24 protein-coding genes and 1 pseudogene are annotated in these 24019 nt (G+C 71.4%); 5 read left to right on the forward strand and 20 right to left on the reverse strand.

Annotation, left to right across the window (positions count from 1 at the left end):
* Nucleotides 1-11: 11 nt before the first annotated feature.
* The 3 genes from J2S57_RS02095 to J2S57_RS02105 are packed head-to-tail and all read left to right on the forward strand — an operon-like array spanning nt 12 to nt 1919.
* The gene (locus J2S57_RS02095) at nt 12-557 is read left to right on the forward strand and encodes a GNAT family N-acetyltransferase (RefSeq protein ID WP_307237646.1); all 546 of its coding nucleotides are present in this window, start codon (nt 12-14) and stop codon (nt 555-557) included.
* Nucleotides 550-735, forward strand: a complete 186-nt coding sequence (locus J2S57_RS02100; protein WP_307237648.1) for a hypothetical protein — start codon at nt 550-552, stop codon at nt 733-735. Before J2S57_RS02095 ends, J2S57_RS02100 begins: the two co-directional genes overlap by 8 nt.
* Nucleotides 732-1919: a heparan-alpha-glucosaminide N-acetyltransferase domain-containing protein gene (locus tag J2S57_RS02105; RefSeq protein ID WP_307237650.1), complete on the forward strand. Its 1188-nt coding sequence runs from the start codon at nt 732-734 to the stop codon at nt 1917-1919. Before J2S57_RS02100 ends, J2S57_RS02105 begins: the two co-directional genes overlap by 4 nt.
* Before the next feature lie 9 nt (nt 1920-1928).
* On the opposite strand, the gene dapB is transcribed toward J2S57_RS02105, so the two are convergent.
* The 8 genes from dapB to J2S57_RS02145 form a co-directional block, all read right to left on the reverse strand.
* Complete coding sequence (gene dapB / locus J2S57_RS02110) at nt 1929-2663, reverse strand: 4-hydroxy-tetrahydrodipicolinate reductase (protein WP_307237652.1); 735 nt, start codon at nt 2661-2663, stop codon at nt 1929-1931.
* A gap of 27 nt (nt 2664-2690) precedes the next feature.
* Nucleotides 2691-3521 (reverse strand): ethanolamine ammonia-lyase subunit EutC, encoded by an 831-nt coding sequence (gene eutC, locus J2S57_RS02115; protein WP_307237654.1) that lies wholly within the window; start codon nt 3519-3521, stop codon nt 2691-2693.
* Nucleotides 3518-4933 carry an ethanolamine ammonia-lyase subunit EutB gene (locus J2S57_RS02120; protein WP_307237656.1) on the reverse strand — a complete coding sequence of 472 codons (1416 nt, stop codon included), beginning with the start codon at nt 4931-4933 and terminating at the stop codon, nt 3518-3520. Before J2S57_RS02120 ends, eutC begins: the two co-directional genes overlap by 4 nt.
* A 91-nt stretch (nt 4934-5024) precedes the next feature.
* Nucleotides 5025-5252 carry a hypothetical protein gene (locus J2S57_RS02125; RefSeq protein WP_307237658.1) on the reverse strand — a complete coding sequence of 76 codons (228 nt, stop codon included), beginning with the start codon at nt 5250-5252 and terminating at the stop codon, nt 5025-5027.
* Nucleotides 5253-5405: 153 nt separating this feature from the next.
* A complete protein-coding gene (locus tag J2S57_RS02130; RefSeq protein WP_370882427.1) occupies nt 5406-6800 on the reverse strand; it encodes a M16 family metallopeptidase in 1395 nt (464 codons plus the stop codon).
* 23 nt (nt 6801-6823) lie between these two features.
* Nucleotides 6824-9055, reverse strand: a complete 2232-nt coding sequence (locus J2S57_RS02135) for a polyribonucleotide nucleotidyltransferase (RefSeq protein ID WP_307237662.1) — start codon at nt 9053-9055, stop codon at nt 6824-6826.
* 322 nt (nt 9056-9377) lie between these two features.
* Nucleotides 9378-9647: a 30S ribosomal protein S15 gene (rpsO, locus tag J2S57_RS02140; RefSeq protein ID WP_307237664.1), complete on the reverse strand. Its 270-nt coding sequence runs from the start codon at nt 9645-9647 to the stop codon at nt 9378-9380.
* A 134-nt stretch (nt 9648-9781) separates the two neighbouring features.
* Nucleotides 9782-10786 (reverse strand): bifunctional riboflavin kinase/FAD synthetase, encoded by a 1005-nt coding sequence (locus tag J2S57_RS02145; protein ID WP_307237666.1) that lies wholly within the window; start codon nt 10784-10786, stop codon nt 9782-9784.
* Between the two features lie 155 nt (nt 10787-10941).
* Between J2S57_RS02145 and J2S57_RS02150 the strand changes: the two genes are divergently transcribed.
* Complete coding sequence (locus J2S57_RS02150) at nt 10942-11115, forward strand: hypothetical protein (protein WP_307237668.1); 174 nt, start codon at nt 10942-10944, stop codon at nt 11113-11115.
* Here the strand turns inward: J2S57_RS02150 and truB are convergent, their stop codons facing one another.
* From truB to rimP, 8 genes and pseudogenes are all read right to left on the reverse strand, one after another.
* Nucleotides 11116-12012 carry a tRNA pseudouridine(55) synthase TruB gene (truB, locus tag J2S57_RS02155; protein ID WP_307237670.1) on the reverse strand — a complete coding sequence of 299 codons (897 nt, stop codon included), beginning with the start codon at nt 12010-12012 and terminating at the stop codon, nt 11116-11118.
* Nucleotides 12009-12464 (reverse strand): 30S ribosome-binding factor RbfA, encoded by a 456-nt coding sequence (rbfA, locus tag J2S57_RS02160; protein ID WP_307237673.1) that lies wholly within the window; start codon nt 12462-12464, stop codon nt 12009-12011. The genes truB and rbfA overlap by 4 nt, the downstream gene beginning before the upstream one ends.
* A 15-nt stretch (nt 12465-12479) precedes the next feature.
* The gene (locus J2S57_RS02165; RefSeq protein WP_307237675.1) at nt 12480-12779 is read right to left on the reverse strand and encodes a DUF503 domain-containing protein; all 300 of its coding nucleotides are present in this window, start codon (nt 12777-12779) and stop codon (nt 12480-12482) included.
* A 61-nt stretch (nt 12780-12840) separates the two neighbouring features.
* Nucleotides 12841-15924 carry a translation initiation factor IF-2 gene (infB, locus tag J2S57_RS02170; RefSeq protein WP_370882549.1) on the reverse strand — a complete coding sequence of 1028 codons (3084 nt, stop codon included), beginning with the start codon at nt 15922-15924 and terminating at the stop codon, nt 12841-12843.
* A pseudogene (locus J2S57_RS35270) lies at nt 15913-16002 on the reverse strand (translation initiation factor IF-2 N-terminal domain-containing protein); the annotation flags it as partial. The gene infB and the pseudogene J2S57_RS35270, both read right to left, overlap by 12 nt.
* Before the next feature lie 143 nt (nt 16003-16145).
* The gene (locus J2S57_RS02175) at nt 16146-16499 is read right to left on the reverse strand and encodes a YlxR family protein (RefSeq protein WP_307237679.1); all 354 of its coding nucleotides are present in this window, start codon (nt 16497-16499) and stop codon (nt 16146-16148) included.
* A gap of 46 nt (nt 16500-16545) precedes the next feature.
* Nucleotides 16546-17559: a transcription termination factor NusA gene (gene nusA / locus J2S57_RS02180; RefSeq protein ID WP_307237681.1), complete on the reverse strand. Its 1014-nt coding sequence runs from the start codon at nt 17557-17559 to the stop codon at nt 16546-16548.
* Nucleotides 17560-17569: 10 nt separating this feature from the next.
* A complete protein-coding gene (rimP, locus tag J2S57_RS02185) occupies nt 17570-18109 on the reverse strand; it encodes a ribosome maturation factor RimP (protein ID WP_307237683.1) in 540 nt (179 codons plus the stop codon).
* Nucleotides 18110-18261: 152 nt separating this feature from the next.
* On the opposite strand from rimP, the gene J2S57_RS02190 reads away from it, so the two are divergent.
* Nucleotides 18262-19419, forward strand: coding sequence for a DUF4439 domain-containing protein (locus tag J2S57_RS02190; RefSeq protein ID WP_307237685.1), 1158 nt, complete (start codon nt 18262-18264; stop codon nt 19417-19419).
* A 31-nt stretch (nt 19420-19450) separates the two neighbouring features.
* Here J2S57_RS02190 and J2S57_RS02195 read toward each other — a convergent pair whose 3' ends face one another.
* From J2S57_RS02195 to J2S57_RS02210, 4 genes are all read right to left on the reverse strand, one after another.
* Nucleotides 19451-20167, reverse strand: a complete 717-nt coding sequence (locus J2S57_RS02195; protein ID WP_307237687.1) for an HAD family hydrolase — start codon at nt 20165-20167, stop codon at nt 19451-19453.
* A 4-nt stretch (nt 20168-20171) separates the two neighbouring features.
* A complete protein-coding gene (locus J2S57_RS02200; RefSeq protein ID WP_307237689.1) occupies nt 20172-20588 on the reverse strand; it encodes a pilus assembly protein CpaE in 417 nt (138 codons plus the stop codon).
* A gap of 15 nt (nt 20589-20603) precedes the next feature.
* Nucleotides 20604-22385 (reverse strand): proline--tRNA ligase, encoded by a 1782-nt coding sequence (locus J2S57_RS02205; RefSeq protein WP_307237691.1) that lies wholly within the window; start codon nt 22383-22385, stop codon nt 20604-20606.
* Nucleotides 22386-22633: 248 nt separating this feature from the next.
* Nucleotides 22634-23899 carry a M50 family metallopeptidase gene (locus tag J2S57_RS02210; protein WP_307237693.1) on the reverse strand — a complete coding sequence of 422 codons (1266 nt, stop codon included), beginning with the start codon at nt 23897-23899 and terminating at the stop codon, nt 22634-22636.
* Nucleotides 23900-24019: the final 120 nt, after the last annotated feature.

A 24019-nucleotide genomic window follows, 5' to 3' on the forward strand; every position in this document is an offset into this window, starting at 1 on the left:
TGATGTCCCGCATGGCATCGAACGTCCTGGTCCGGCCGGCCCGTGCGAGTGACCCGGCGGTGATCGGCTCCATCCAGGCCCGGGCCTGGGGGCTGGCCTACGCGCAACTGCTGCCGCCCGAGGCGCTGGCCGCGCTGACACCGGCCGAGCTGACCCCGGTCTGGCGCGAGGCGGTGCTGCGGCCACCGGGCCCGAAGCACGGCGTGTTCGTGGCGGTGACCGACGACCTGGTGGTCGGGTTCGCGTCGGTGGCACCCAGCGACGACCAGGACGCGGACGAGGCGACCGGCGCGCTCGGGGTTCTCGCGGTCGACCCGGGGCACCAGCGGGCGGGGCACGGGTCGCGGTTGCTGTCGGCGGTCGTCGACCACCTGCGGGGCCACGGGCTGACGTCGCTGACCGTGTGGGTGCCGGAGGCGGACTCACCCCGGGTCGAGTTCTTCACGTCGGCGGGCATGGTGGCCGACGGGGCGCGGCGGTCGTTCGCGGGGCCGGACGGGACCACGGTCACCGAGGCGCGTTTCACGGCGGAGATCGGGGAGCCCGTCGGTGGGTGAGGCGGGCGGCCGGGTCCGGGTGGCTGCCGATGGTGGACGCGGCGGTGCACTCACGCTTCCGGGCGCCGGTTCGCGGGTGGCGCCCGGTTCACGGATGACGCTCGGCTCGTGGATGGCCCTCGGCTCGCGGGTGGCCCCCGGTTCGTGGGTGGCCTTGGATCCCTGGGTGGCCGGGTGACGCCCACGTCGCCCGCGGAGGCGACCACCACGTCCCCCGTTCGCCGTCTGGTGGGCATCGACGTGGCCCGGGCGTTCGCGCTCTTCGGGATGATGGCGACGCACATCCTGTCGGGCGAGGGCTCGGAGGAGGGGGCGATGGGGGCCCTGCACGATCTCGCCGGAGGCCGCGCCGCAGCGCTTTTCGCGGTGCTGGCGGGCGTCGGGCTGGCCCTGGCCTCGGGCGGGGCGGACCCCACACCGCCGAAGGTGGCTCGCACCCGTCACACCACCCTCGTTCGGTCGGTCGCGCTGGTGGCCCTCGGCCTGACGCTGGCGCTGGCCGACACCCCGGTCGCGATCATCCTGGCCTACTACGGCGTCCTGTTCCTGGTCGCGGTGCCGTTCCTGAGCCTGCGGGCCCCCGCGCTGACCGGCCTGGCCGTGACCTGTGCACTCGTGACCCCGGTGGTGAGCTACTGGCTGCGCGGGCCGGGCGGGCTCGACGAGCACTCCGGCGACAACCTGTCCTGGGCGTCGCTGGCCGAGCCGGTCTCCGTGCTGCGGCACCTGCTGCTGACCGGCTACTACCCCGTGCTCACCTGGACCACCTACCTTTTCGCGGGCCTGGCGGTGGGCCGGCTCACGCTGCGGCAGCCGCGCACGGCGGCGCTGGTGACGGCCGTGGGCGCCGCGCTCGCGGCCGGGGCCTGGCTGGTGTCACAGGTGGCCGTGCGCCTGGCCGGAGGGTTCGGCACGCTGGTGACCGACGGCCTGCTCAGCCGCTACTCGGTCACCGACGCCACACCGAACTCCAGCTTCTACGGCGTCACCCCGGTGAACGACCCGTGGTGGCTGCTGGTGCGGGTGGCCCACAGCGGCTCGATCACCGACCTGGTGCACACCACCGGCACGTCGCTGCTGGTGCTCGGGCTGACCCTGCTCGTGGTGGGCCGGCTCGGTGAGGTGGTGCCGGTGCGGATGCTGGCCGCCGCCGGCTCGATGACGCTGACGCTCTACTGCGTGCACGTGCTCGCGGTCGGGCTCAACGCCGCCGGCGCGGATCCGCTGGTGCCGCCGTGGCCGTTCCTGGCCCTGAACGTCGTCGGCGCCGTGATCATCGGGCTGCTCTGGGGCGCACCGAAGCGCCGCGGGCCCCTGGAGGACGCCATCGTGTCGATGGCGGGTGTGGCCGCGCGGCGCTGACGGAGCGCTTCACAGGTAGTGCTCGAGCCCCTGCACCAGACCGGGCCGGTTCGCGATCTGGCGCACGGCCAGCAGCACACCGGGCATGAACGAGATCCGGTCGAACGAGTCGTGGCGGATGGTCAGCTGCTCACCCGGCCCACCGAGCAGCACCTCCTCGTGCGCCACCAGGCCGCGCAGCCGCACCGAGTGCACGCGCACCCCCTCGACGTCCGCACCCCGGGCGCCGTCGAGGGACGCGGTGGTCGCGTCGGGCGACGGGCCCACCCCGGCCTCGCGGCGGGCGGCGGCGATCTGCTCGGCGGTGTGCCGGGCGGTGCCGGACGGGGCGTCGGCCTTGTTCGGGTGGTGCAGCTCGACCACCTCGACCGACTCGAAGTGCTTGGCCGCCTCGGCCGCGAAACGCATGAGCAGCACCGCGCCGAGCGCGAAGTTGGGCGCCAGCAGCACCCCGGTGGACGGCGACTTCTCCAGCGCCGCGCGTACCTTCGCCAGGCCGGGCCCGGTCCAGCCGGTGGTGCCGACGACCGCGTGCACGCCCTGCTCGACGCAGGTGGCCACGATGTCGTCCACCCCCTCGGGACCGGTCATGACCACGGCCACGTCCGCGCCCTCGAGCCCGGCCACCAGGTCGTCGTTCCGGCCGATGCTCGCGCTGAGCGTGAGATCGCCGGCTGCCTCCACCGCGTCGACGGTGGCCCTGCCCATCCGACCGGCCGCACCGATCACTGCTACCGCTGTCACGCAGGGCAAGGTATCAGCCGGGCGTGGTCACACCGCGGGTTGCCCGGGCGCCCCCGGCAGGGCCGCCTCCCGGCTGGTGTCCTTCAGGGCCACGCCCGAGCGGCCGAGCTGACGGGCCCCGGCGATCAGCCCGCCGGCCACCCGGGCCGCGACCTCGTAGGGGAGCCCGCCCGGAGCGTGCACGTTCGACACGCAGTTGCGGTCGGAGTCGGCGCGGCCCGGTTCCGGGCGGTGGGTCAGGTAGATGCCCAGGCTGTCGGCCACCGACAGACCGGGACGTTCACCGATGAGCACCAGCACGGTGCCCACCCCCAGCGCCGCGCCGACGTGATCGCCCAGCCCGACCCGGGCCTGGGTGGCCACGACCGGCGGGGCCAGGGTCAGCGTCGGCGGGAGGGCCTGCACCAGTGCCCTCAGGAGCGGCACCCCGTGGGTCTGCAGGGCGCGGGCGGAAAGGCCGTCCGCCAGCACGAATCCCACGTCGGCACCGGTCGCGGGCACCGGCGAGAGGTCGGCCGGGAGCCGCCCCAGGTCGGGGCGCCGCAGGTAGGTGGCCCGGTCGCCCGCCCGGCTGGTGACCACCACCGGCGGCCCGAGCCTCGGCTCACCGTTGCCCCCGGGAGGGGGGACCGAGCTCCCCGAGGCGACCGAGGCGTCCACCATCGGCGCGCACAGACCGGAACCGACCAGCGAACCCAGCAACGCGGGCACGTCGAGCGGCTCGTGCACCGCGTCGCGCGCGATCGCGTGCGCCAGCCGGAAGTCCAGCACCCGGGAGGTGGGCATGCCGTCGCCCACCCGCCCCAGCCCGATGCGCGCCTGGGTGGTCGCCCGCAGCGGGTCCCAGAAGTCGGTCACGAGCCGACCCGGTCGGTCAGGGCCCGCAGCGCCGAGGCCGACGCGTCCACCGGGACCACGCGACCCGCGTCCATCATTCCCAGCCGCTCGAGCCAGTTCTCGAACTCCGGCGCCGGGCGCAGCCCCAGCGCCTGCCGCACGAACAACGCGTCGTGGAACGACGTGCTCTGGTAGCCGAGCATCACGTCGTCGGCGCCCGGCACCGCGATCACGAACGAGCAACCGGCGACGCCGAGCAGCGTCAGCAGGTTGTCCATGTCGTCCTGATCGGCCTCGGCGTGGTTGGTGTAGCAGACGTCGACGCCCATCGGCAGGCCGAGCAGCTTGCCGCAGAAGTGGTCTTCGAGCCCGGCCCGGATGATCTGCCGGCCGTCGTACAGGTACTCCGGACCGATGAACCCGACCACCGTGTTGACCAGCAGCGGATCGAACTCGCGGCACACCGCGTAGGCCCGGGCCTCGAGGGTCTGCTGGTCGACGGGACGCCCGCCGGTGCCGAGGTGCGCGTCGGCCGAGAGGGCCGACCCCTGACCGGTCTCCATGTACATGACGTTCTGGCCGACCGTTCCGCGCTGCAGCGACAGCCCCGCCTCGTGCCCCTCACGCAGCAGCGCCAGGTCGACGCCGAACCCCTGGTTCGCCGCCTGTGTGCCCGCCACCGACTGGAACACCAGGTCCACCGGCACGCCCGCCTCGATCAGGCCGATCGTGGTCGTGACGTGGGTGAGAACGCAGGTCTGGGTGGGGATCTCGTAGGCGACGCGGATCTCGTCGAGCAGGTGCAGCAGGTCGGCGCAGGTCTGCGGCGAGTCACCGGCCGGGTTCACGCCGATCACCGCGTCCCCGCAGCCGAGGAGCAGCCCGTCGAGGGTGGCGGCGGCGATGCCGCGCAGGTCGTCGGTGGGATGGTTGGGTTGCAGCCGGGTCGCGAGCCGCCCGGGCAGCCCGACCGTCGACCGGAAGGCACTCGTCACCCGGGTCGCCCGCGCGACGGCGATCAGGTCCTGATTGCGCATGAGCTTGCTGACGGCCGCGACCATCTCCGGCGTCAGGCCCTTCGCGAGCCGCGTCAGGGTGGTGCCGGCGTCGGGCCGCGCGGCGAGATCGAGCAGCCAGTCGCGGAACCCGCCCACGGTCAGCGCCCTGACCGGTTCGAAGGCGACGGTGTCGTGGGTGTCGAGGATGAGCCGCGTGACCTCGTCGGTCTCGTACGGCACCAGCGGCTCTTCGAGGAACTGCCGCAACGGCACCTCGGCCAGCGCCAGCTGTGCGGCCACCCGTTCGGCGTCGGAATTCGCGGCGCACCCGGCCAGCTCGTCACCGCTGCGGGCCGGGGTGGCCCTGGCCATCAGGTCGACCAGGCCGTCGAAGCGGTACGTGGTGCCCCGCGTCGTCTGCTGGTAGACGCCCATTCGTGCCTCCCCGTCCGGGTTCCCGGCCATCCCACCACCGGGTGCGGGTGCCGTCAACGAACGGGTCGTTTCGGTCGTGGGTCGGTGTGTTTCAGGCGTTCAGGGGCTGGGACGGGCCGGGGGCCACCCAGCGGAAACCGTCGATGCGGTCGAGGTTCTCCTGGGAGAGGTCGTGCAGGGGCTCGTGGGCGAGGACCTCCTCGGTGGTACCGGCCCGCATGGACGCCAGGAAGTCGATGTCGATCTCCCCGTTCCCCATCCGGCTGAAGGCACCGCCTCGCTCGAGGAACCTCAGCAGCGGCTGCGGCGCGGAGCGCACCGGGTCGTTCCGTCATCGCCCCTCCCCCGATCGGGCCAGGGGCGATGATAACGACGGACGTGGTGGTCGCCCGGTCGCGAGGGTCACCAAAAGCGTTGAGGACGACGGGAACCCGAAGGCTCCGCGTCGTCCTCGGTGCAGGGGCTGTCGTGCTCAGCTCAGCCGGAAGGTGCGGTCTTCGGCGAACGGGCCGACCACCGACAGGGACAGTGGGCGGGAGGCCAGGTCGGCCGCCAGATCCTGCACGTCCTGGGCACCGACCGAACGGATCCGCTCGAGCGCCCGGTCGAGCCCGAGGTACTCGCCGTGCACCAGCTCGGCCTTGCCCAGCCGGGACATCCGCGAGCCCGTGTCCTCGAGGCCCAGCACCAGACCACCGGCCAGCTGGCCGTGCGCCCGGGAGAGCTCTTCGTCCGGCACCCCGTCCGCCGCCAGACGCCGCAGCTCGGCGACCATCAGCGCGATCACCTCGTCGGTGCGGGCCGGGGTGCAGCCCGCGTACAGACCGAAGTAGCCGGAGTCGGAGTAACCGCTCGCGAACGAGTAGACCGAGTAGGCCAGCCCGCGCTGCTCACGGATCTCCTGGAACAGACGGCTGCTCATGCCACCGCCCAGCACCGCGTTGAGCACCGACATCGCGTAACGGCGAGGGTCGGTGGCCACCAGGCTGGTGGTGCCGACCACGACGTTCGCCTGCTCGGTCGGGCGGTTGACCACGATCAGCCGGTGCGGCGTGCCGTCGTCGGCCGCCGGTGCGTCTTCCTTCGGCGGGTGCGACACGTCGCGCCGCGGGAAGGGGCTCTGACCGGCGTCGAGCGACCAGCCGGAACGGGTCAGGCTGGCCTGGACCAGCTCGCACACCCGGTCGTGGTCGACGCCGCCGGCGACCGTGACCACCAGGCCGGGAGCCCGGTAGTGCTCGCGGTAGTGGTCGACGATGTTGTCGCGCACCACCGCGTTGATCGTGTCGGCGGTGCCCCCGATGGGACGGCCCAGCGGGTGGTCGCCCAGCACGATCTCGGAGAACCGCTCGTGCACGACGTCGGCCGGGTCGTCGTCGTTCATCGCGAGTTCCTCGAGGATGACCCCGCGCTCGCTCTCCACGTCACCGGCGTCGAGCTTGGCGCCGGTGACCATGTCGCAGAGCACGTCGACGGCCATCGGCAGGTCGTCGTCGAGCACCCGGGCGTAGTAGCAGGTGTGCTCCTTGCCGGTGACGGCGTTGGACTCACCGCCCACCCGGTCGAACGCGGTGGCGATGTCCATCGCGCTGCGCCGGGCCGTGCCCTTGAACAGCAGGTGCTCGAGGAAATGCGTGGAACCGTGGTGGCCGGTGGTCTCGTCGCGCGAGCCGACACCGACCCAGAATCCGATCGTGGCCGACCGCAGACCGGGCATCGCCTCGGACAGCACCCGGACCCCGCCGGGGAGGACGGTCCGGCGCACGATGGCGCCGCCGTCCTCCCCCGCGATGATCTGGGACGATCCGGAGGCTCCCGCTGCGACCAGCGGCAGAGGAATCGCCGTCACGAGATCAGGCCGACTCATCCCCGGCGGTGCGGGGAACGGACTCAGGCATCCGCAGCCTCGGTCTTGCCCTCGGTCTCCTCGTCGATCACCGGCGCCAGGGAGAGCTTGCCCCGCGGGTCGATCTCGGCGATCTGGACCTGGACCTTCTGACCGATGCTGAGCACGTCCTCGACGTTCTCCACACGCTTGCCACCGACCATGCGGCGGATCTGCGAGATGTGGAGCAGGCCGTCCTTGCCGGGCACCAGCGAGACGAACGCACCGAAGGTCGTCGTCTTCACGACGGTACCCAGGTAGCGCTCCCCGACCTCGGGCATGGTCGGGTTGGCGATCGCGTTGATCGCCGTCCGGGCGGCCTCGGCCGAGGGGCCGTCGGTCGCACCGATGTACACCGTGCCGTCGTCCTCGATCGAGATGTCGGCGCCGGTGTCGTCCTGGATCTGGTTGATCATCTTGCCCTTGGGCCCGATGACCTCGCCGATCTTGTCGACCGGGACCTTCACGCTGATCACGCGCGGCGCGAACGAGGACATCTCGTCCGGCCGGTCGATCGCCTCGCTCATCACGTCGAGGATGTGCAGCCGGGCCTCGCGGGCCTGGGTCAGCGCGCTCGCGAGCACCGACGCCGGGATGCCGTCGAGCTTGGTGTCGAGCTGGATCGCGGTGACGAACTCGGACGTGCCGGCGACCTTGAAGTCCATGTCACCGAACGCGTCCTCGGCACCGAGGATGTCGGTGAGCGCCGCGTACTCGGTCTTGCCGTCGACCGTGTCGGACACCAGGCCCATGGCGATACCGGCGACCGGGGCGCGCAGCGGCACACCGGCGTTCAGCATGGCCAGGGTCGAGGCGCAGACCGAGCCCATCGAGGTGGAACCGTTCGAGCCGAGGGCCTCGGAGACCTGACGGATCGCGTACGGGAACTCCTCGCGCGACGGCAGGACCGGCATGAGCGCACGCTCGGCCAGGGCGCCGTGACCGATCTCGCGGCGCTTCGGCGAACCGACGCGGCCGGTCTCACCGGTGCTGTAGGGCGGGAAGTTGTAGTTGTGCATGTAGCGCTTGCGGGTCACCGGGGAGAGGGTGTCCAGCTGCTGTTCCATGCGCAGCATGTTCAGCGTGGTGACGCCCAGGATCTGGGTCTCGCCGCGCTCGAACAGGGCCGAGCCGTGAACGCGCGGGATCACCTCGACCTCGGCGCCGAGCTGGCGGATGTCGGCCAGACCGCGGCCGTCGATGCGCACCTTGTCCTTCAGGATGCGCTGACGGACCAGCTTCTTGTTGACCGAGCGGAAGGCGGCGGAGATCTCCTTCTCGCGGCCCTCGAAGTCGGCGGCCAGCTTGGCCTTCACGCCGTCCTTCAGCTCGTCGAGACGGCTCTCGCGCTCCTGCTTGCCGGCGATGGTGAGCGCCTGCGCCACGTCGGCGGCGACGGCCGACTCGACCGCGTCGAAGACGTCCGGCTGGTAGTCGAGGAAGAGCGGGAACTCGACGGTCGGCTTGGACGCGGCCGCGGCCACCTCGGCCTGCGCCCGGCACAGCTCGGCGATGAACGGCTTGGCGGCCTCGAGGCCGGCCGCGACGACCTCTTCGGTCGGGGCGGCGACGCCCTGGTCCTTGATCAGGGTCCAGGAGCCCTCGGTGGCCTCGGCCTCGACCATCATGATCGCGACGTCGGGCTCACCGGCCTCGTTGGTGACGACGCGACCGGCGACGACCATGTCGAAGACGGCGCGCTCGATCTCACCGTGACGCGGGAAACCGACCCACTGGCCGTCGATCAGGGCGATGCGGATGCCACCGATCGGGCCGGAGAACGGCAGGCCGGAGATCTGCGTGGACAGCGAGGCGGCGTTGATGGCCACCACATCGTACGGGTCTTCCGGGTTGAGCGCCATCACCGTGACGACGACCTGGACCTCGTTGCGCAGGCCCTTGACGAAGGTCGGGCGCAGCGGGCGGTCGATCAGGCGGCAGGCCAGGATCGCGTCGGTGCTGGGGCGGCCCTCACGACGGAAGAACGAGCCGGGGATCTTGCCCGCGGCGTACATCCGCTCCTCGACGTCGATCGTCAGGGGGAAGAAGTCGAACTGGTCTTTCGGCTGCTTGCCGACCGTGGTGGCCGACAGGAGCATCGTGTCGTTGTCGAGGTACACGGCCACGGAACCGGCGGCCTGCTTGGCGAGGCGGCCGGTCTCGAACCGGACCGTGCGCTTGCCGAACGTGCCGTTGTCGATGACGGCCTCGGCCGCGGTGATCTCGGGACCCTCCAAGGGTCACTCTCCTGTTCTTCCGCGGCTTCTCGCCGCGGCATCGGGTTCAGGAGTGGTGCGCGAGGTCTGGTCGAGGCGTTCCGGTCTTCGATCGAGGCCCACGCGACGCCCGCTCGGGGCGGGCGGTTCGCGGAGGCCACTACCGAGGACCGGGTGTCAACCGGCCTTCGCCGACCCCTCCTGTTGTCGTACCTACTGGTGGTGCGGGTGGGTCTTAGGCGTGTGGCCCACCGACAACCCGATGATCGAGTATCGATGGGCCTGCGGTGCGGACGGACACACCGAAGAGGCCGTGACCGGTTGCCCGGTCACGGCCTCGAAATCAGCGGCGCAGGCCGAGTCGCTCGATCAGCGACCGGTAGCGGGTGATGTCCTTCTTCTGCACGTACTGCAGGAGACGGCGGCGCTGGCCGACCAGCAGCAGCAGACCACGACGGCTGTGGTGGTCGTGCTTGTGCTCCTTGAGGTGCTCGGTCAGGTCACGGATGCGCTGGCTGAGGAGCGCGATCTGGACCTCGGGGGAACCGGTGTCGCCCTCGACGGTCGCGTACTCCGCCATGATCTTCTTCTTGGTCTCGTTGTCGAGCGGCACTCGATGTCTCCCTAGAATTCGCTGCGCGGCGCCCCGGGGCACGTCCACCCGGGCTCTCTGGATCCGCGGCCGATCTAACGGCAGCAGACACGTTAACAGCGCGACAGGCAGTCAACCCAATTGAGCAGCGGGTGTCAGGCCGGTGTGCTGACCCCGAGCACCTCGCGGCACCGGGCCACGTCGTCGTTCATCTGCTTGATCAGCGACTCCATGCCCTCGAAGCGCAGTGTGGGCCGCAGGTGCTCGACGAACTCCACCGCGACCCGCTCGCCGTAGAGGTCGAGGTCGGTGCGGCCGAGGACGTAGGCCTCGACCCGGCGCTCGTCGCCGTCGAACGTGGGGTTGGTACCGACCGAGATCGCGGCCGGCAGCCGCTCCCCCGTGTCGTGCTTCGAGCAGGCCCCCGGCTCGCCGTCGTCCCCGGCGCGCACCAGCCAGCCCGCGTACACCCCGTCGGAGGGCACGGCGCCGATCGAGTCGGTGGTGAGGTTGGCCGTGGGGAAACCCATTTCGCGGCCGCGGTGGTCGCCGTGCACGACCACCCCGGTCACCCGGTGCGGACGACCGAGCACGTCGGTGGCGGCCCGCACGTCGCCCGCCGCGATCAGCTCCCGGGCCAGGGTGGACGACCAGCGGCGGGACTCGTCGGCGGCCTTCAGGTCGGCCACCTCGTCGACGGTGAAGCCGAGCTCCGCACCGAGCTCGCGCAGGGTGCCGATGTCACCGGCGTTGCGGCGGCCGAAACGGGTGTCCGAGCCGACCACCACGGCGCGCGCGCCCAGGGCGCCGGTCATGACCTCCTCGACGAACCGGCGCGGGCTCCACTCCGCCAGCGCGGGCGTGAAGGGGAGCATCAGCACGGCGTCGAGCCCGGTGTCGGCCAGCAGCTCGAGCCGGTGCTCGGGCGTGGACAGCGGCTGTGGCGCCCGCTCGGGCTGCAGCACGGCCAGGGGATGCGGGGCGAAGGTGATCGCCACCGACCGCAGGCCACCGGCCCGCGCCGCCTGCACCGTGTGGTCGAGCACCGCGAGGTGCCCACGGTGCACACCGTCGAAGTTCCCGATGGTGACCACGGAGGGGCCGAACCCGGAGGGGACCTCGCTCAGATCCCGCCACACGTGCACCTGGGTCTCGTTCACGGGTCCAACTCTGCCAGGTGGGTACTTCAGTTCCACGTTCGGTGCTCCGATGTGGTGAAATCGCCTCGCTCGTCGTGAGAGCAAGGTAACAAGCGCCTCATGATCGGCGATGGAGAAAGCACGTTCAGTTAACCAAGTCCAGCGAGGACATCATTATGGACAGCCAGCGTGTTGCCGGGCGGGCACCGATGCCCGCCCAACGAGCCGTCGAGACCTTCGCCCACGCCAGTGGTGGGGGGTTCTGCACGATCTGCGGAACCGTCTGGCCCTGCAGTCAGGCAGGCAAGCAGCCCGACGCGGAGAAGGCCCTGGCGACCAGCAGCAGCTGATCAACCGGTAAGAACCACCAGCGGACGCGCGGTGAGACCCGCGTCCGCGATCAGGGCCACCAGGGACCCGTCGGGGGCGAACGCCGCGACGGGCCCTGGGCCCATCTCGCTCGCCTCCAGCCGCTGCCCGTGCGCCAGTTTGCGGGCCTCGTCGTCACTGAGCTCGCGGGCGGTGAACGCGACCCGCGCGGCGTCGGCGATCGGCAGCAGCCCGAACGACTCCTCGAGCTCCGGCAGCGTGCGCGCGCCGTCGAGCGGGTAGGGGCCGACCCGGGTGCGGCGCAGTGCCGTCAGGTGCCCGGCACTCTCGAGCGAGGCGCCGAGATCGCGCGCCAGGGCCCGGACGTACGTGCCCGACGAGCAGACGACGTGCACGTCGACGTCGAGCACGGGAACGCCCTCGTGCTGCCCCGGGCGCACGGCGAGGACGTCGAGCGAGACCGTGACCGGCCGGGCGTCGAGCGTGACCTCCTCGCCCTCCCGGACGCGGGCGTAGGCACGCTTGCCGTCTTTCTTGATCGCGCTGACCGAGCTCGGCACCTGCTGGATGCTGCCGCGCAGGAACGCGGCCGCCGCGTCGACCTCTTCGAGCGTCAGCGCGGCCAGGCCGGGCGTGGACGAGATCTCGCCCTCGGCGTCGTCGGTGATCGTGCCGACGCCGAGCCGCATCGTGGCCGAGTACGCCTTGTCCGCGCCGACCAGGTAGGTCAGCAGACGGGTGGCGCGCTCGACCCCGACCACCAGCACGCCGGTGGCCATCGGGTCGAGCGTGCCGGCGTGACCGACCCGCCGGGTCCCCGCCAGACGGCGGATCCGGCTGACCACGTCGTGCGAGGTCATCCCGGCGGGCTTGTCCACGATCACCAGGCCGCTGGGACCCGGCTCACGGGACTTCACGCCTCGTCGTCCTCGTCGTCGTCCTCGTCCGGGGTGACCGGCTTCTTGTACGGGTCGGACTCGCCCGCGAACTTCGCGCCGTTGGCCAGCGCGGCCACCTCGGCGTCGCGCTCGTTGGCGACCTTGATCAGGTCGGCCATCGCGGCGGCGTTCTCGGGCAGGGCGTCGGCCACGAACTCCAGCGTCGGCGTCAGCCGGATACCCGTGCGCTTGCCCACCTCGGACCGCAGAACGCCCTTGGCGCTCTCCAGGGCCGCGGCGGTGGACGCCCGCTCCTCGTCGTCGCCGTACACGGTGTAGAAGACCGTGGCGTGCTGCAGGTCACCCGTGACCCGGGCGTCCGTGACGGTGATGAAGCCCAGGCGCGGGTCCTTGATCCGCTTCTCCAGGGCCTCGGCCACCACCTCGCGCACCCGGTCGGCCAGCTTGCGAGCCCGTGCAGTGTCGGTCATCGTTCGTCCCGCTCGTCAATCGTCGTCGGTGTCGCTCCACACCCGCAGACGGGCGGAGAGCACTTGCAGTTCGGGGCGGCCGGCCACCAGGCGCTCGCAGGACTCGAGCACCTCGCGGCACTGGCCGGACTCGGAAGACACCAGGGCGACACCGATCTCGGCGCGCCGGTGCAGATTGGCGTCACCGGTCTCGGCCGCGTGCACCTCGAACTTACGGCGCAGCTCGGCCACCACCGGCTTGATCACCGACCGCTTCTCCTTGAGCGAGTGGACGTCGCCCAGGAGCAGGTCCAGCGTCAGTGAACCGACGTACACGGCACCTCCCCCGCGGGGGCGGCCGGCGGGCCCGAAGGCGCGCCGACCGTCAGCGAGGTGTTCAGGCCCGCGCCTTCTCGCGCATCTCGAAGGTCTGAATGATGTCCTCGTTCCGGATGTCGTTGAACGACCCCAGTCCGATACCGCACTCGTAACCCTCGCGAACCTCGGTCGCGTCGTCCTTGAACCGCTTGAGCGACTCGATCGTGAGGTTGTCGCCGATGACCACGCCGTTGCGCAGCACGCGAGCCTTGCTGTTGCGCCGGATCTCGCCGGTGCGGACGATGCAACCCGCGATGTTGCCGAAGCGGCTGGAGCGGAAGATCTCGCGGATCTCCGCGGTGCCCAGCTCGGCCTCTTCGTACTCCGGCTTGAGGAGGCCCTTGAGGGACGCCTCGATCTCCTCGATCGCCTGGTAGATGACCGAGTAGTACCGGATGTCGACGCCCTCGCGGTCGGCGTACTCCGCGTTCTGGCCCTCGGACTTCACGTTGAAGCCGACGATGATCGCGTTCGACGCCACGGCGAGGTTGATGTTGTTCTTCGTGATGGCACCGACACCGCGGTCGATGATCCGGAGCTCGACCTCTTCGCCGACGTCGATCTGCAGCAGCGCGTCTTCCAGGGCCTCGACCGAACCCGCGCCGTCACCCTTGAGGATGAGGTTGAGGGTCTCGACCTTGCCCTGCTCGAGGGCCTTGGTGAAGTCCTCGAGGCTGATGCGCTTGCGGGACTTGGCCAGGGCCGCGTTCCGCTCGATCGCCTCACGCTTCTCGGCGATCTGACGGGCGGTGCGGTCGTCGGGCGCCACCAGGAAGGTGTCACCGGCGCCGGGAACGCTCGTCAGGCCGAGAACCATGACCGGACGGGACGGCGTGGCCACCTCGACCGACTCACCGTGCTCGTCGATCATGGCGCGGACGCGGCCGTGACCGGTGCCGGCCACGATCGAGTCACCGATGCGGAGCGAACCGGACTGCACCAGGACGGTGGCCACCGGACCGCGACCACGGTCGAGGTTGCCCTCGATCGCGACGCCGCGGGCGTCCTTCTCGGGGTTGGCACGCAGGTCGAGCGACGCGTCGGCGGTGAGCAGGACGGCCTCGAGCAGGCCGTCGATGTTCAGCCGCTGCTTCGCGGAGACCTCGACGAAGATCGTGTCACCGCCGTACTCCTCGGCGACCAGGTTGTACTCGGTCAGCTGCTGCCGGATCTTGTCCGGGTTCGCGCCTTCCTTGTCCACCTTGTTGATGGCCACGACGATCGGCACGTCGGCCGCCTGGGCGTGGTTCAGCGCCTCGATCGTCTGCGGCATCACGCCGTCGTCGGCCGCGACCACCAGTACCGCGAGGTCGGTGACCTTCGCACCACGGGCACGCATGGCGGTGAACGCCTCGTGACCCGGGGTGTCGATGAAGGTGATCGCGCGGTCTTCACCCTCGTGCGTGGTGTGGATCTGGTAGGCACCGATGTGCTGGGTGATGCCACCGGCCTCACCCGCCACCACGTCGGTCTGACGGATCGCGTCGAGCAGCTTCGTCTTACCGTGGTCGACGTGACCCATGACGGTCACGACCGGCGGACGCGCCTCGAGGAACTCCTCGTCGGCCTCCGCCTCGCCCTCGATGTCGATCGAGAACTGACCGAGCAGCTCGCGGTCTTCGTCTTCCGGGGAGACGACCTGGATCTTGTAACCCAGTTCCTCACCGAGGACGTCGAACGTCTCCTCGTTCAGCGACTGCGTCGCCGTGGCCATCTCACCGAGGTGGAACAGCACGGTGACGAGGCTGGCCGGGTTCGCGTTGATCTTGTCGGCGAAATCGGTCAGCGAGGAACCGCGACGCAGGCGGACGATCGTGTTGCCGTCGCCGCGGGGAACCGTGACGCCACCGGGAGCCGGTGCCGCCATGCTCTCGAACTCTTGACGCCGCTGACGCTTCGACTTGCGACCTCGGACCGGACGGCCACCGGCGCGACCGAACGCACCCTGCGTGCCACCACGGCCACCACGGCCGCCACCACCGGGACGGCCGGCGAAACCGCCACCGCCACCACCGGGACCACCGGGGCCGCCACCGGGACGACCACCGAAGCCACCACGGCCTCCGCCGCCGCCACCACCGGGGCCACCACGACCGGGACCACCGGGACGGCCACCGCCGCCACCACCGGCACCGGGACGGCCGACGTTGGTACGACCGGGCATCATGCCCGGGTTCGGGCGGTTGGGCATGTTGCCCGGGCTGGGACGCGGGCCACCGGGGCGGGGTGCCGGACGGTCACCGGCGTCGCCGCCACGGGCCGCGGGAGCACCCTCGGGACGCGGGCCGCGCTGCGGGCGCGGCATGCCCTGGGCCGAGGCGAACGGGTTGTTGCCGGGACGCGGGGCGCCGCCGCCCTCGCCACCACCACGGCCACCCGGACGGGGCATGCCCTGGGAGGACGCGAACGGGTTGTTGCCCGGACGCGGGGAACCGCCACCGGGACCCGGACGGGGACCACGGTCGCCGCGGTCGCCACCACGCTCGGGACGCGGGCCCGGACGGGCGTCGCCACCCGGACGGGGACCACGGTCGCCACGCTCGGGACGCGGACCGGGACGGGCGTCGCCACCCGGACGGGGGCCCCGCTCGGGACGGTCGCCCGAGGGTTGCGGACGTTCGGTGCGCTCGGGAGCCGGCGCACCGGCCGCGGCGGCCGGACGCTCGGCCGGACCGGGACGGCCCGGGGTCGGGCGCGGGCCCGGCGTGGGACGCGGACCCGGCGTCGGGGCCGGACGCGACTCCGGACGAGCCGGGGCCGGCGGGGTGAACGGTGCCTCGGAGGCCGGTGCGGCCGGGCTCGGGGCGCTCGCGGCCGGGGCCTGGGGCGCCGGTGCGGGGCTCGGAGCACTCGGGGCCGAGGAGGCCGCCGGGGCGGACGGTGCTGCGGCGGCCGGGCGCGGAGCCGGGCGGGCCGGAGCGGGGGCCGGCGCCGGAGCGGGCCGGGCCGGTGAAGCCGGCGCGGACGCAGCCGCGGCCGGGGCGGGACGGGGGGCGGCCTTCTTGCGGCCACCGGCACCCTCGGCAGCGGGCATCGCCTCACGGAGGCGGCGCACCACGGGGGGCTCGACGGTGGACGACGCGGAACGGACGAACTCGCCCATGTCCTGCAGCTTGCTCAGTACGGTCTTGCTGTCGACTCCGAGCTCTTTCGCGAGCTCATAGACCCGGACCTTTGCCACATCTCTCCTGTCTCGGCCCGAGCCAGGAGGAGGCTACGGACCGTCGTTACGTAAAAAGGGTGCTCATCGGAGCGCGCTCATCGGGTGCTCACAGCGCGTACTCCGCCTTCAGGGTGCTGCTGCTCATCGCGTTGGACCCGCCTTCATCTGGACACCTCTGGAACCTGCTGCTGCTTCTCTGTCAGGAACTCTCTGACCCGGGCCGTGTCGAGCGGCCCCCCGGTGTTCTGCAGACGCAGGGCCCGGGAAAACGCTCGACGACGTTCGGCAAGTTCGAGACAGCTCAGCGAGGGGTGCAGGGACGCACCCCTGCCGTACAGCTTATGACCTGGATCGGGGACGACGCACCACTGAGCGTCAACCTCGGCCGCGACCACTCGCAACAGGCCGGACCGCTCGGCGCGTTCACGACATCCCACGCAGGTGCGGACCGGCCCCTGAAGGGCCGGAGACGAGCGTTCGGGATTCGTGGCCGCGTGACCGGCCCCGCCAAGCATAGCCCCGGAAGCGGCGCGATTGTTCCCTGGGTGGCCCAAAGCTCGCTCAGACACTCCCCGGACCGGCTCCGGAAGCGCGCGAACCGCTCTCCGAAGGCGCCGTGTCGGACCGGATGTCGATGCGCCAGCCGGTGAGTTTCGCGGCGAGACGGGCGTTCTGCCCCTCCTTGCCGATGGCCAGCGAGAGCTGGTAGTCGGGCACCACGACCCGGGCGGACCGCGCGTCCAGGTCGAGGACCTCGACCGACGACACCCGGGCCGGGGACAGCGCGCTGGCCACGAACGCCTGCGGGTCGTCGTCGTAGTCCACGATGTCGATCTTCTCGCCGCGCAGCTCGGTCATCACCGCGCGCACCCGCTGACCCATCGGGCCGATGCAGGCACCCTTGGCGTTGACGCCGGCCACGGTCGCGCGCACGGCCACCTTGGAGCGGTGCCCGGCCTCGCGGGCCAGCGCCGCGATCTCCACGGTGCCGTCGGCGACCTCGGGCACCTCGAGCGCGAACAGCAGGCGCACCAGGTTGGGGTGGGTGCGGGAGAGCGTGATCGACGGGCCCTTGAGGCCCTTGCGCACGCCCACCACGTAGCACCGCAGCCGCGCACCGTGGGCGTAGGTCTCGCCCGGCACCTGCTCGGCCGGCGGCAGCACGGCCTCGACCGTGCCGAGGTCGACGTGCACCATGCGCGGGTCGGCGCTCTGCTGCACGATGCCGGAGATGATGTCGCCCTCACGGCCGCGGAACTCGCCGAGGACCTGCTCGTCCTCGGCGTCACGCAGGCGCTGCAGGATCGTCTGGCGCGCGGTGGTGGCGGCGATCCGGCCGAAACCCTCCGGGGTGTCGTCCCACTCGCGCTTGATCGCTCCGGTCTCGTCCAGCTCCCGCGCCCAGACGACGACGTGCCCGCTCTTGCGGTCGAGCTCCACCCGCGCCTGCGGCTGGGCCCCCTCGGTGCGGTGATAAGCCTGGAGCAGAGCCGTCTCGATGGTCTGCACCAGGGTGTTGAGCGGAATGTCCTTCTCGCGCTCGATCGCGCGCAGGGCCGCCAGGTCGATGTCCATCCCTCAGCCCCTACTTCTCTTCGTCATCGTCATCGGCGGCGTCGCCCGCCTGGGCCTCGAGATCCGCGTAGTCGTCGGGGTGACCGAACTCGAGTTCGACCCGCCCGCCGGTGATCTCGGCCCAGGGCACCGTGCGCTCGTCGTCGAGCACAACACCCTCGTCGGTGACCTCGGTGAGCCGCCCGGTCTGCGGGGTCGCGCCCTCGGCGGCGAGCGTGCGCACCAGCCGGCGCCGCGCGCGCATCCAGTGGCGGCGCTCGGTCAGCGGGCGGTCGGCCCCCGGGGAGCTGACCTCGAGAACGTAGGGCGTACCGCCCATCACGTTGCCGGCGTCGAGCGCCTCGGAGATCGAACGGGAGACGGCGGAGACGGACTCGAGAGGCACGCCCCCGAACTCGGTCTCCGGCAGGTCCACGGTCACCCGCAGCACGCGGCGCTTGCCCGCGGGGGTGACGGTGACGCTCTCGACCACCAGGCCGGCGTCGGCCGCCAGGGGTTCTGCCAGGGCTCGCACGCCGTCGGCGGCTTGTTGCCCGGAGGACGCACTCATGCCGACCTCCTCGATATTGGATTGAAGACCATGGTGACGCACCCGGCCGGGCGCGCCAGCGGACAAACATACCGTCACTCGCGACCTGTGCCCGACTTGTCAAGATCTGCCGGAACCCACGGTTCACTTCCGTCTCGTGAAATGATCCCCCGGTGCTGAGCTCCAAGTCCGGGACGTCCCTGGTCCGACCCCGTCGCCGGGCCTTCCTCGCCCTCGGCACCCTCTCCCTCGCCGGCGGTGCGACGACCGTGCTGACCGGCTGTTCCTCCTCCGGCAGCAACGGTTCCGCGCTCACCCCGGCCGCTTCCACGCAGCTCGAGGAGGCCGCCGTGAACCGGGCCGTGGAGCTGGTGCGGGCCGTGCACACCGGCGCCTCCGCCCTGGCCTCGGGCACCGTGCCGGGCGGGGCCGCGGCCCGGCTGTCGGGTGCGGTGGCGAAGCTGCTCCCCGCTCTGCTGAAGGTGCACGCGACCCAGCTGAGCGCGCTCGGGGCACCCGTGAGCACCAGCCCGGCCACGCCGTCCACCAGCTCCGAAAGCCCCACCCCGAGCACGGAGGACGCCGATGCCGTCACCTCCCCCGCGACCCTGGTCACCGCCGAGTGGGAGGCCGCCCGCACCCTGCTGCGCGACGCCGCCGGCCTCAGCCCGGAATTCGCCCGGTTGCTCTACCGCACCGCCGCGTCCTGCGCCGCGGCCGCCGATCTGCTGAACAGCGCCCTGAAGGGCAAGTCACTGGGCGCCCTGAAACCCGCCGAAAGCACTGAAGCCGCCGGGAGCGCCGAAGCCGCCGAAAGCACCGAACCGGCCGCACCGGCCACGGCCCCGCCGACCACCACCACCGGGCCGACGCCGTCGGCGACCGGGACGGCCACGCCGACCACCACGTCCTCAAGCAGTGCCGCCCTGACCCTCGTGCCCGCCGAGACCACCGCACTCAACCGCCTGCTGGCCGGCGAGCACGCCGCCTACTACGCGTACCCCCTGGTCATCGCCCACATCGACGGACCCCGCGAGGAGGTCGCGACCACCGTCTGGCAGACCCACCGGCAGCAGCGCGACGAGCTGGAGCGGATGCTGCTGACGGCCGGGGCCGACCCGGTCGAGGCGAACGCGGCCTACGAGGTCGAGACCCCGACGACCAAGGGACAGGCCGCCACGCTGGCCACGACCGTCGAGGAACGCCTGGCCGGGCTGGCGGCCGATGCGGTGGCCGCGGCCACCCACACCGAGGTCCAGTCGCTCGCGGCGGACCTCCTCGTCGGCAGCGTGCGCCGTCAGGCGGCCTGGAGCGGCGAACCCGTCGCCTGAGACACGTTGCCCGCCCGGGCGAACCGGGCGATCAGGCCCAGCCGTCCACCAGGTCGAGCACGTCGAGCAACCGGTGGGCCGTGCCGTCGGGCGTGACCTCGACCGGAACCTGCTGGTCGAGCGGGATGTCACTGTGCGGGACGTGCACCGCGCGCATGCCGACCCGCTGGGAGCCGTGCACGTCTTCGTAGACGCGGTCACCGACGTACACGCAGGCCGAGGGGTCGGTGGCCCCGACCGCACTCAGCGCCGCCCCGAACGCCTCGGGATGTGGCTTGACCCAAGGGATCTCGGACGAGTACACGTCACCGTCGATGAGGTGCAGGATGCCGTCACGCTCGAACAGACCCCGGTGGTAGTCACGCGTCCAGATGGTGTTCGACAGCACGCCCACCCGGATACCGCGCTCACGCAGCCCCTCGAAGACGACCGGCACGTCCGGGTCGAGGCAGGTGTGCGGTTCCCAGAACTCCTCGTAGGCCACCCGCGCGGCGTCGTGCCCGGGGTGGTCACTGTGCACACCGACCGCCTCGAACAACTCGGACAGCCGGGCACTGGCCCCGGTCTCCTTCAGCCGGCCCCAGGCCGCGCGCTCGGCCTCGAACATCCGGGCCGCCAGCTCGGCCCCGGCGTCCGGGTCGTCACCGGAGTAGACCTGGGCGAACACCTGCCACTGCTTCACCAGGTCGATGGGGTGCCAGGGCGTCAGCGTGCCGCCCCAGTCGAAGATGACGGCCTCGATCGGCAAGCTTCTACTCCTCCGGGCCGAGCGCGGCCAGAACCGCGAGAACCGCCCGGGCGTAGGCCGATTCCGCGTCGGGGTCGACCTCCCGGTGCACCTCGCCGCCCGCGCCCGAGAGCGTGACCGAGAACCCCCCGGTCACGCTCTCGAACGCCACGAACCGGTCACCGAGCAGCTCCCGCAACTGGGACTCGCGGGGCATCCACACCACCTGTCGCTGCTCGAGCGAGTCGAGCGCCCACTCGGTGGTGCCGTTGAAACCGATGACCTGCCCGGTGGGGGTGTCGTGGATCTCCACCACCATGTGACTGACCACGAAGACCTCCTCGTCCATGCCCTTGCCGGGCAGGACGAAGCGGTCTCCGGGCAGGGGGTTCCAGGCCAGACCGGCCTCCCGCAGTTGCTGAGCCAGACCGAGATCGAGCACGGAACCCCACCGCCCTTACGAGTTGATCGACGCCACCACGTGTTTCACCGCTTCGCCCACCGGGACGGTCTGCTTGTCGCCCGACTTACGGTCGATGAACTCGATGACACCCTCGTCGAGATTCTTACCCACGACCAGGAGGGAGGGCACGCCGATCAGGTCGGCGTCCTTGAACTTGACCCCGGGCGAGACCTTGCCGCGGTCGTCGAACAGCACCCGCACGCCGGCCGCCTCGAGCTCGAGCGCCAGCTTCTCGGCCGCCTCGAACACCGACGCGTCTTTCGGCTGCTTGCCCTGGGCGATCAGGTGCACGTCGGCCGGGGCGACCTCACGGGGCCAGCACAGGCCCTTGTCGTCCCACGACGCCTCGGCGATCGCGGCCAGGGCGCGCGTGACGCCGATGCCGTAGGAGCCCATCGTGACGGTGACCAGCTTGCCGTTCTGGTCGAGCACCTTCAGGTCGAGCGCCTCGGCGTACTTGCGGCCGAGCTGGAAGATGTGACCGATCTCGAGACCCCGCGCCAGGGTGAGCTTTCCGTCGCCCCCCTCGGCGGCACAGACCGGGCAGGCGTCGCCCTCGACCACGTTGGCGGCCTCGATCGTGCCGTCGGCGGTGAAGTCGCGGCCGGCCACCAGGTCGAACACGTGCTTGCCGGGCTCGTTGGCGCCGGTGATCCAGGCCGAGCCCTCGACCACGCGGGGGTCGAGCAGGAACCGGATCTTGGTCTCCGACTCCGTGCCCAGCACCTGCGGGCCGATGTAGCCCTTGACCAGACCGGGGTGCCGGGCGAAGTCGGCCGCCTCGAAGGGCTCGATCTCGGCCGGGGCGACGGCCGCCTCGAGCCGCTTGGTGTCGACCTCGCGGTCGCCGGGCACACCGATGACCAGGGGCTCGCGCTCGCCCGTGGGGTGTACCAGGGTCACGACGACGTTCTTGAGGGTGTCGGCCGCGGTGAAGTTCCGGTCGGGGAACATCACGTTGGCCGCGGCCACGAGCGAGTCGATCGTGGGGGTGTCGGGGGTGTCTTCGACATGGGACGCGGGAAGCCCCTCGAGCGCTGTCCGCGCGGGCCGGGGGGTCACCACGGCCTCGGAGTTCGCCGCGTAGTGGCCCGTGGTGCAGCGGACGAACGTGTCCTCACCGATCTCGGTGGGGTGCAGGAACTCCTCGCTGCGGCTGCCGCCCATGGCGCCCGACGTGGCCGACACGATCTCGAAGTCCAGACCCAGACGGCCGAACGTCTTGATGTAGGCGTCGCGGTGACGCTCGTAGCTGGTGGCCAGCCCGGCGTCGTCGATGTCGAACGAGTAGCTGTCTTTCATCACGAACTCGCGGCCGCGCAGCAGGCCACCGCGGGCCCGCGCCTCGTCGCGGTACTTCGTCTGGATCTGGTAGAGCGAGACCGGCAGGTCCTTGTACGACGAGTACTGGTCTTTCACCAGGAGCGTGAACATCTCCTCGTGCGTGGGGCCGAGCAGGAAGTCGTTGCCGCGCCGGTCTTTCAGGCGGAACAGGTTGTCGCCGTACTCGGTCCAGCGGTTGGTGGCCTCGTAGGGCTCACGGGGCAGCAGCGCCGGGAAGTGCACCTCCTGGAAGCCCGCCGCGTCCATCTCCTCGCGCACGATGCGCTCGACGTTGCGGTAGACGCGGTAGCCCAGGGGCAACCACGAGTAGATGCCGGGGGCGGCGCGGCGCACGTAGCCGGCGCGCACCAGCAGGCGGTGCCCCGGAACCTCGGCGTCCGCCGGGTCCTCGCGAAGCGTTCGCAGGAACAACGACGACATCCGGAGCAGCACGTGACTCATCCTCCTGGGGGTTAAACAGACAGCTGGTAAGCCTAGTCCTGTTCCGCCAGTGGTTTCAGCGGGGCGCTCAGCGACCCCGGCGACCCGTCCGGTCACGCGCACGGTCGGCGTCCTCCGGGCGGGGCTGCTCGCGCCGCGCCCGGAGGTGGCCGCCGAGGCCGTTCGTCACGAGCCGGCCGTGAGCCCGGCCGTGAGCCCGGCCGTGAGCCCGGCCGTGAGCCCGGCCGTGACGGCAGCCGTCACTGCAGCCGGATCGGGTTCACCACGTCGACCGAGACCGTCAGCAGCGTGAACGCGCCGAAGATCACGATGATCGCCAGCGTCAGCGGGATCAGCTTCTCCCGGTCGACCGGGCCCGGGTCGGGCCGCCGGCGGCGGAAGGCCAGCTTGCGACGGGCCGACTCGTACCAGGCCACCGCGATGTGCCCACCGTCGAGCGGGGGCAGCGGCAGCAGGTTGAACAGGCCGAGGAAGACGTTGAGGCTGGCCAGGATCGCCAGGAAGGTCGCGCCGCCCTGGAAACCGCTGGTCTGCACGATCTCACCGCCCAGACGGCTGGCCCCGACCACGCTGACCGGGTCGTCGGCGGCGCGCTCGCCACCGAGCAGGGCGTTCCAGAGCGAGCTGATCTTGCTGGGCAGCTTGGTGATCGCCTCGACGCCGCGCACCATCGTCTCGCCGGTGGTCTTGAACGCCAGCCCGACGCTCTCCACGACGCCCTTGCGGTCGTTGTAGATCACGCTCTGGTTCTGGATGCCGATGGTCGGCGTGGCCACCAGCGCGCTGCTGTCGGAGGAGCCCAGCGCCGGGCGCTGCGTGCTGATCAGCGTGACCTCGGTGGTCTTCTCCGCGCCGTCACGCTTGTAGGTCAGCGCCACCGGCTCGTTCACCGGCTGCTCGCGCACGGCCTTCTGGAAGCCCGCGTACGAGGTGATCGCGGTGCCCCCGATGGAGGTGATCTCGTCACCCGTCTTCAGTCCGGCGGCCGCGGCGGGCGACTGCGGGTCGCCCTCCTTGCAGGCCCGCAGCACGCTGTCGCCGTCGACGTCGTAGCCGGTGATGACGCAGGTGGGCACGCCACCGATCACGGCCGGCGTCTGGTCGAGCGGCTTCGCGGTGGGGATGCCGAACGCCGCGAACGCGGGGATCAGCAGCAGGATGCAGATGATCACGTGGGTGATCGAGCCGGCGGCGAGCACGATCGTGCGCTGCCAGAGCGGCTTCTGCCAGAAGGCGCGGCCCTGGGCCTCGGTCTCCTCGGCCTCCGGCTCGTCGACGCCGGGCGCCATGCCGACGATGTTGACGAACCCGCCGAGCGGCACCGCCTTCAGGCCGTACTCGGTCTCACCGCGGCGGAACGACCACACCGTGGGCCCGAAACCGGCGAAGTAGCGGGTGACCCGCATGCCGAACAGTTTCGCCGTGAGCATGTGCCCGGCCTCGTGCAGGCAGACGCTGAGAAGGAGGCCGAGGGCGAACAGGACCACCCCGATCGTGTAGCTCATCCCCGCTGTTACTCCCTGTTCTGCTGCTCGTCCACCCGGGACCGGGCGTCCACCACTTTTATACCCGCCCGGCCTGTCGACCGATGTCACGACCGATGCAGCTGTTCAACGGTGAGCGCA

This window comes from Kineosporia succinea, assembly GCF_030811555.1.
Lineage (GTDB): Bacteria > Actinomycetota > Actinomycetes > Actinomycetales > Kineosporiaceae > Kineosporia > Kineosporia succinea.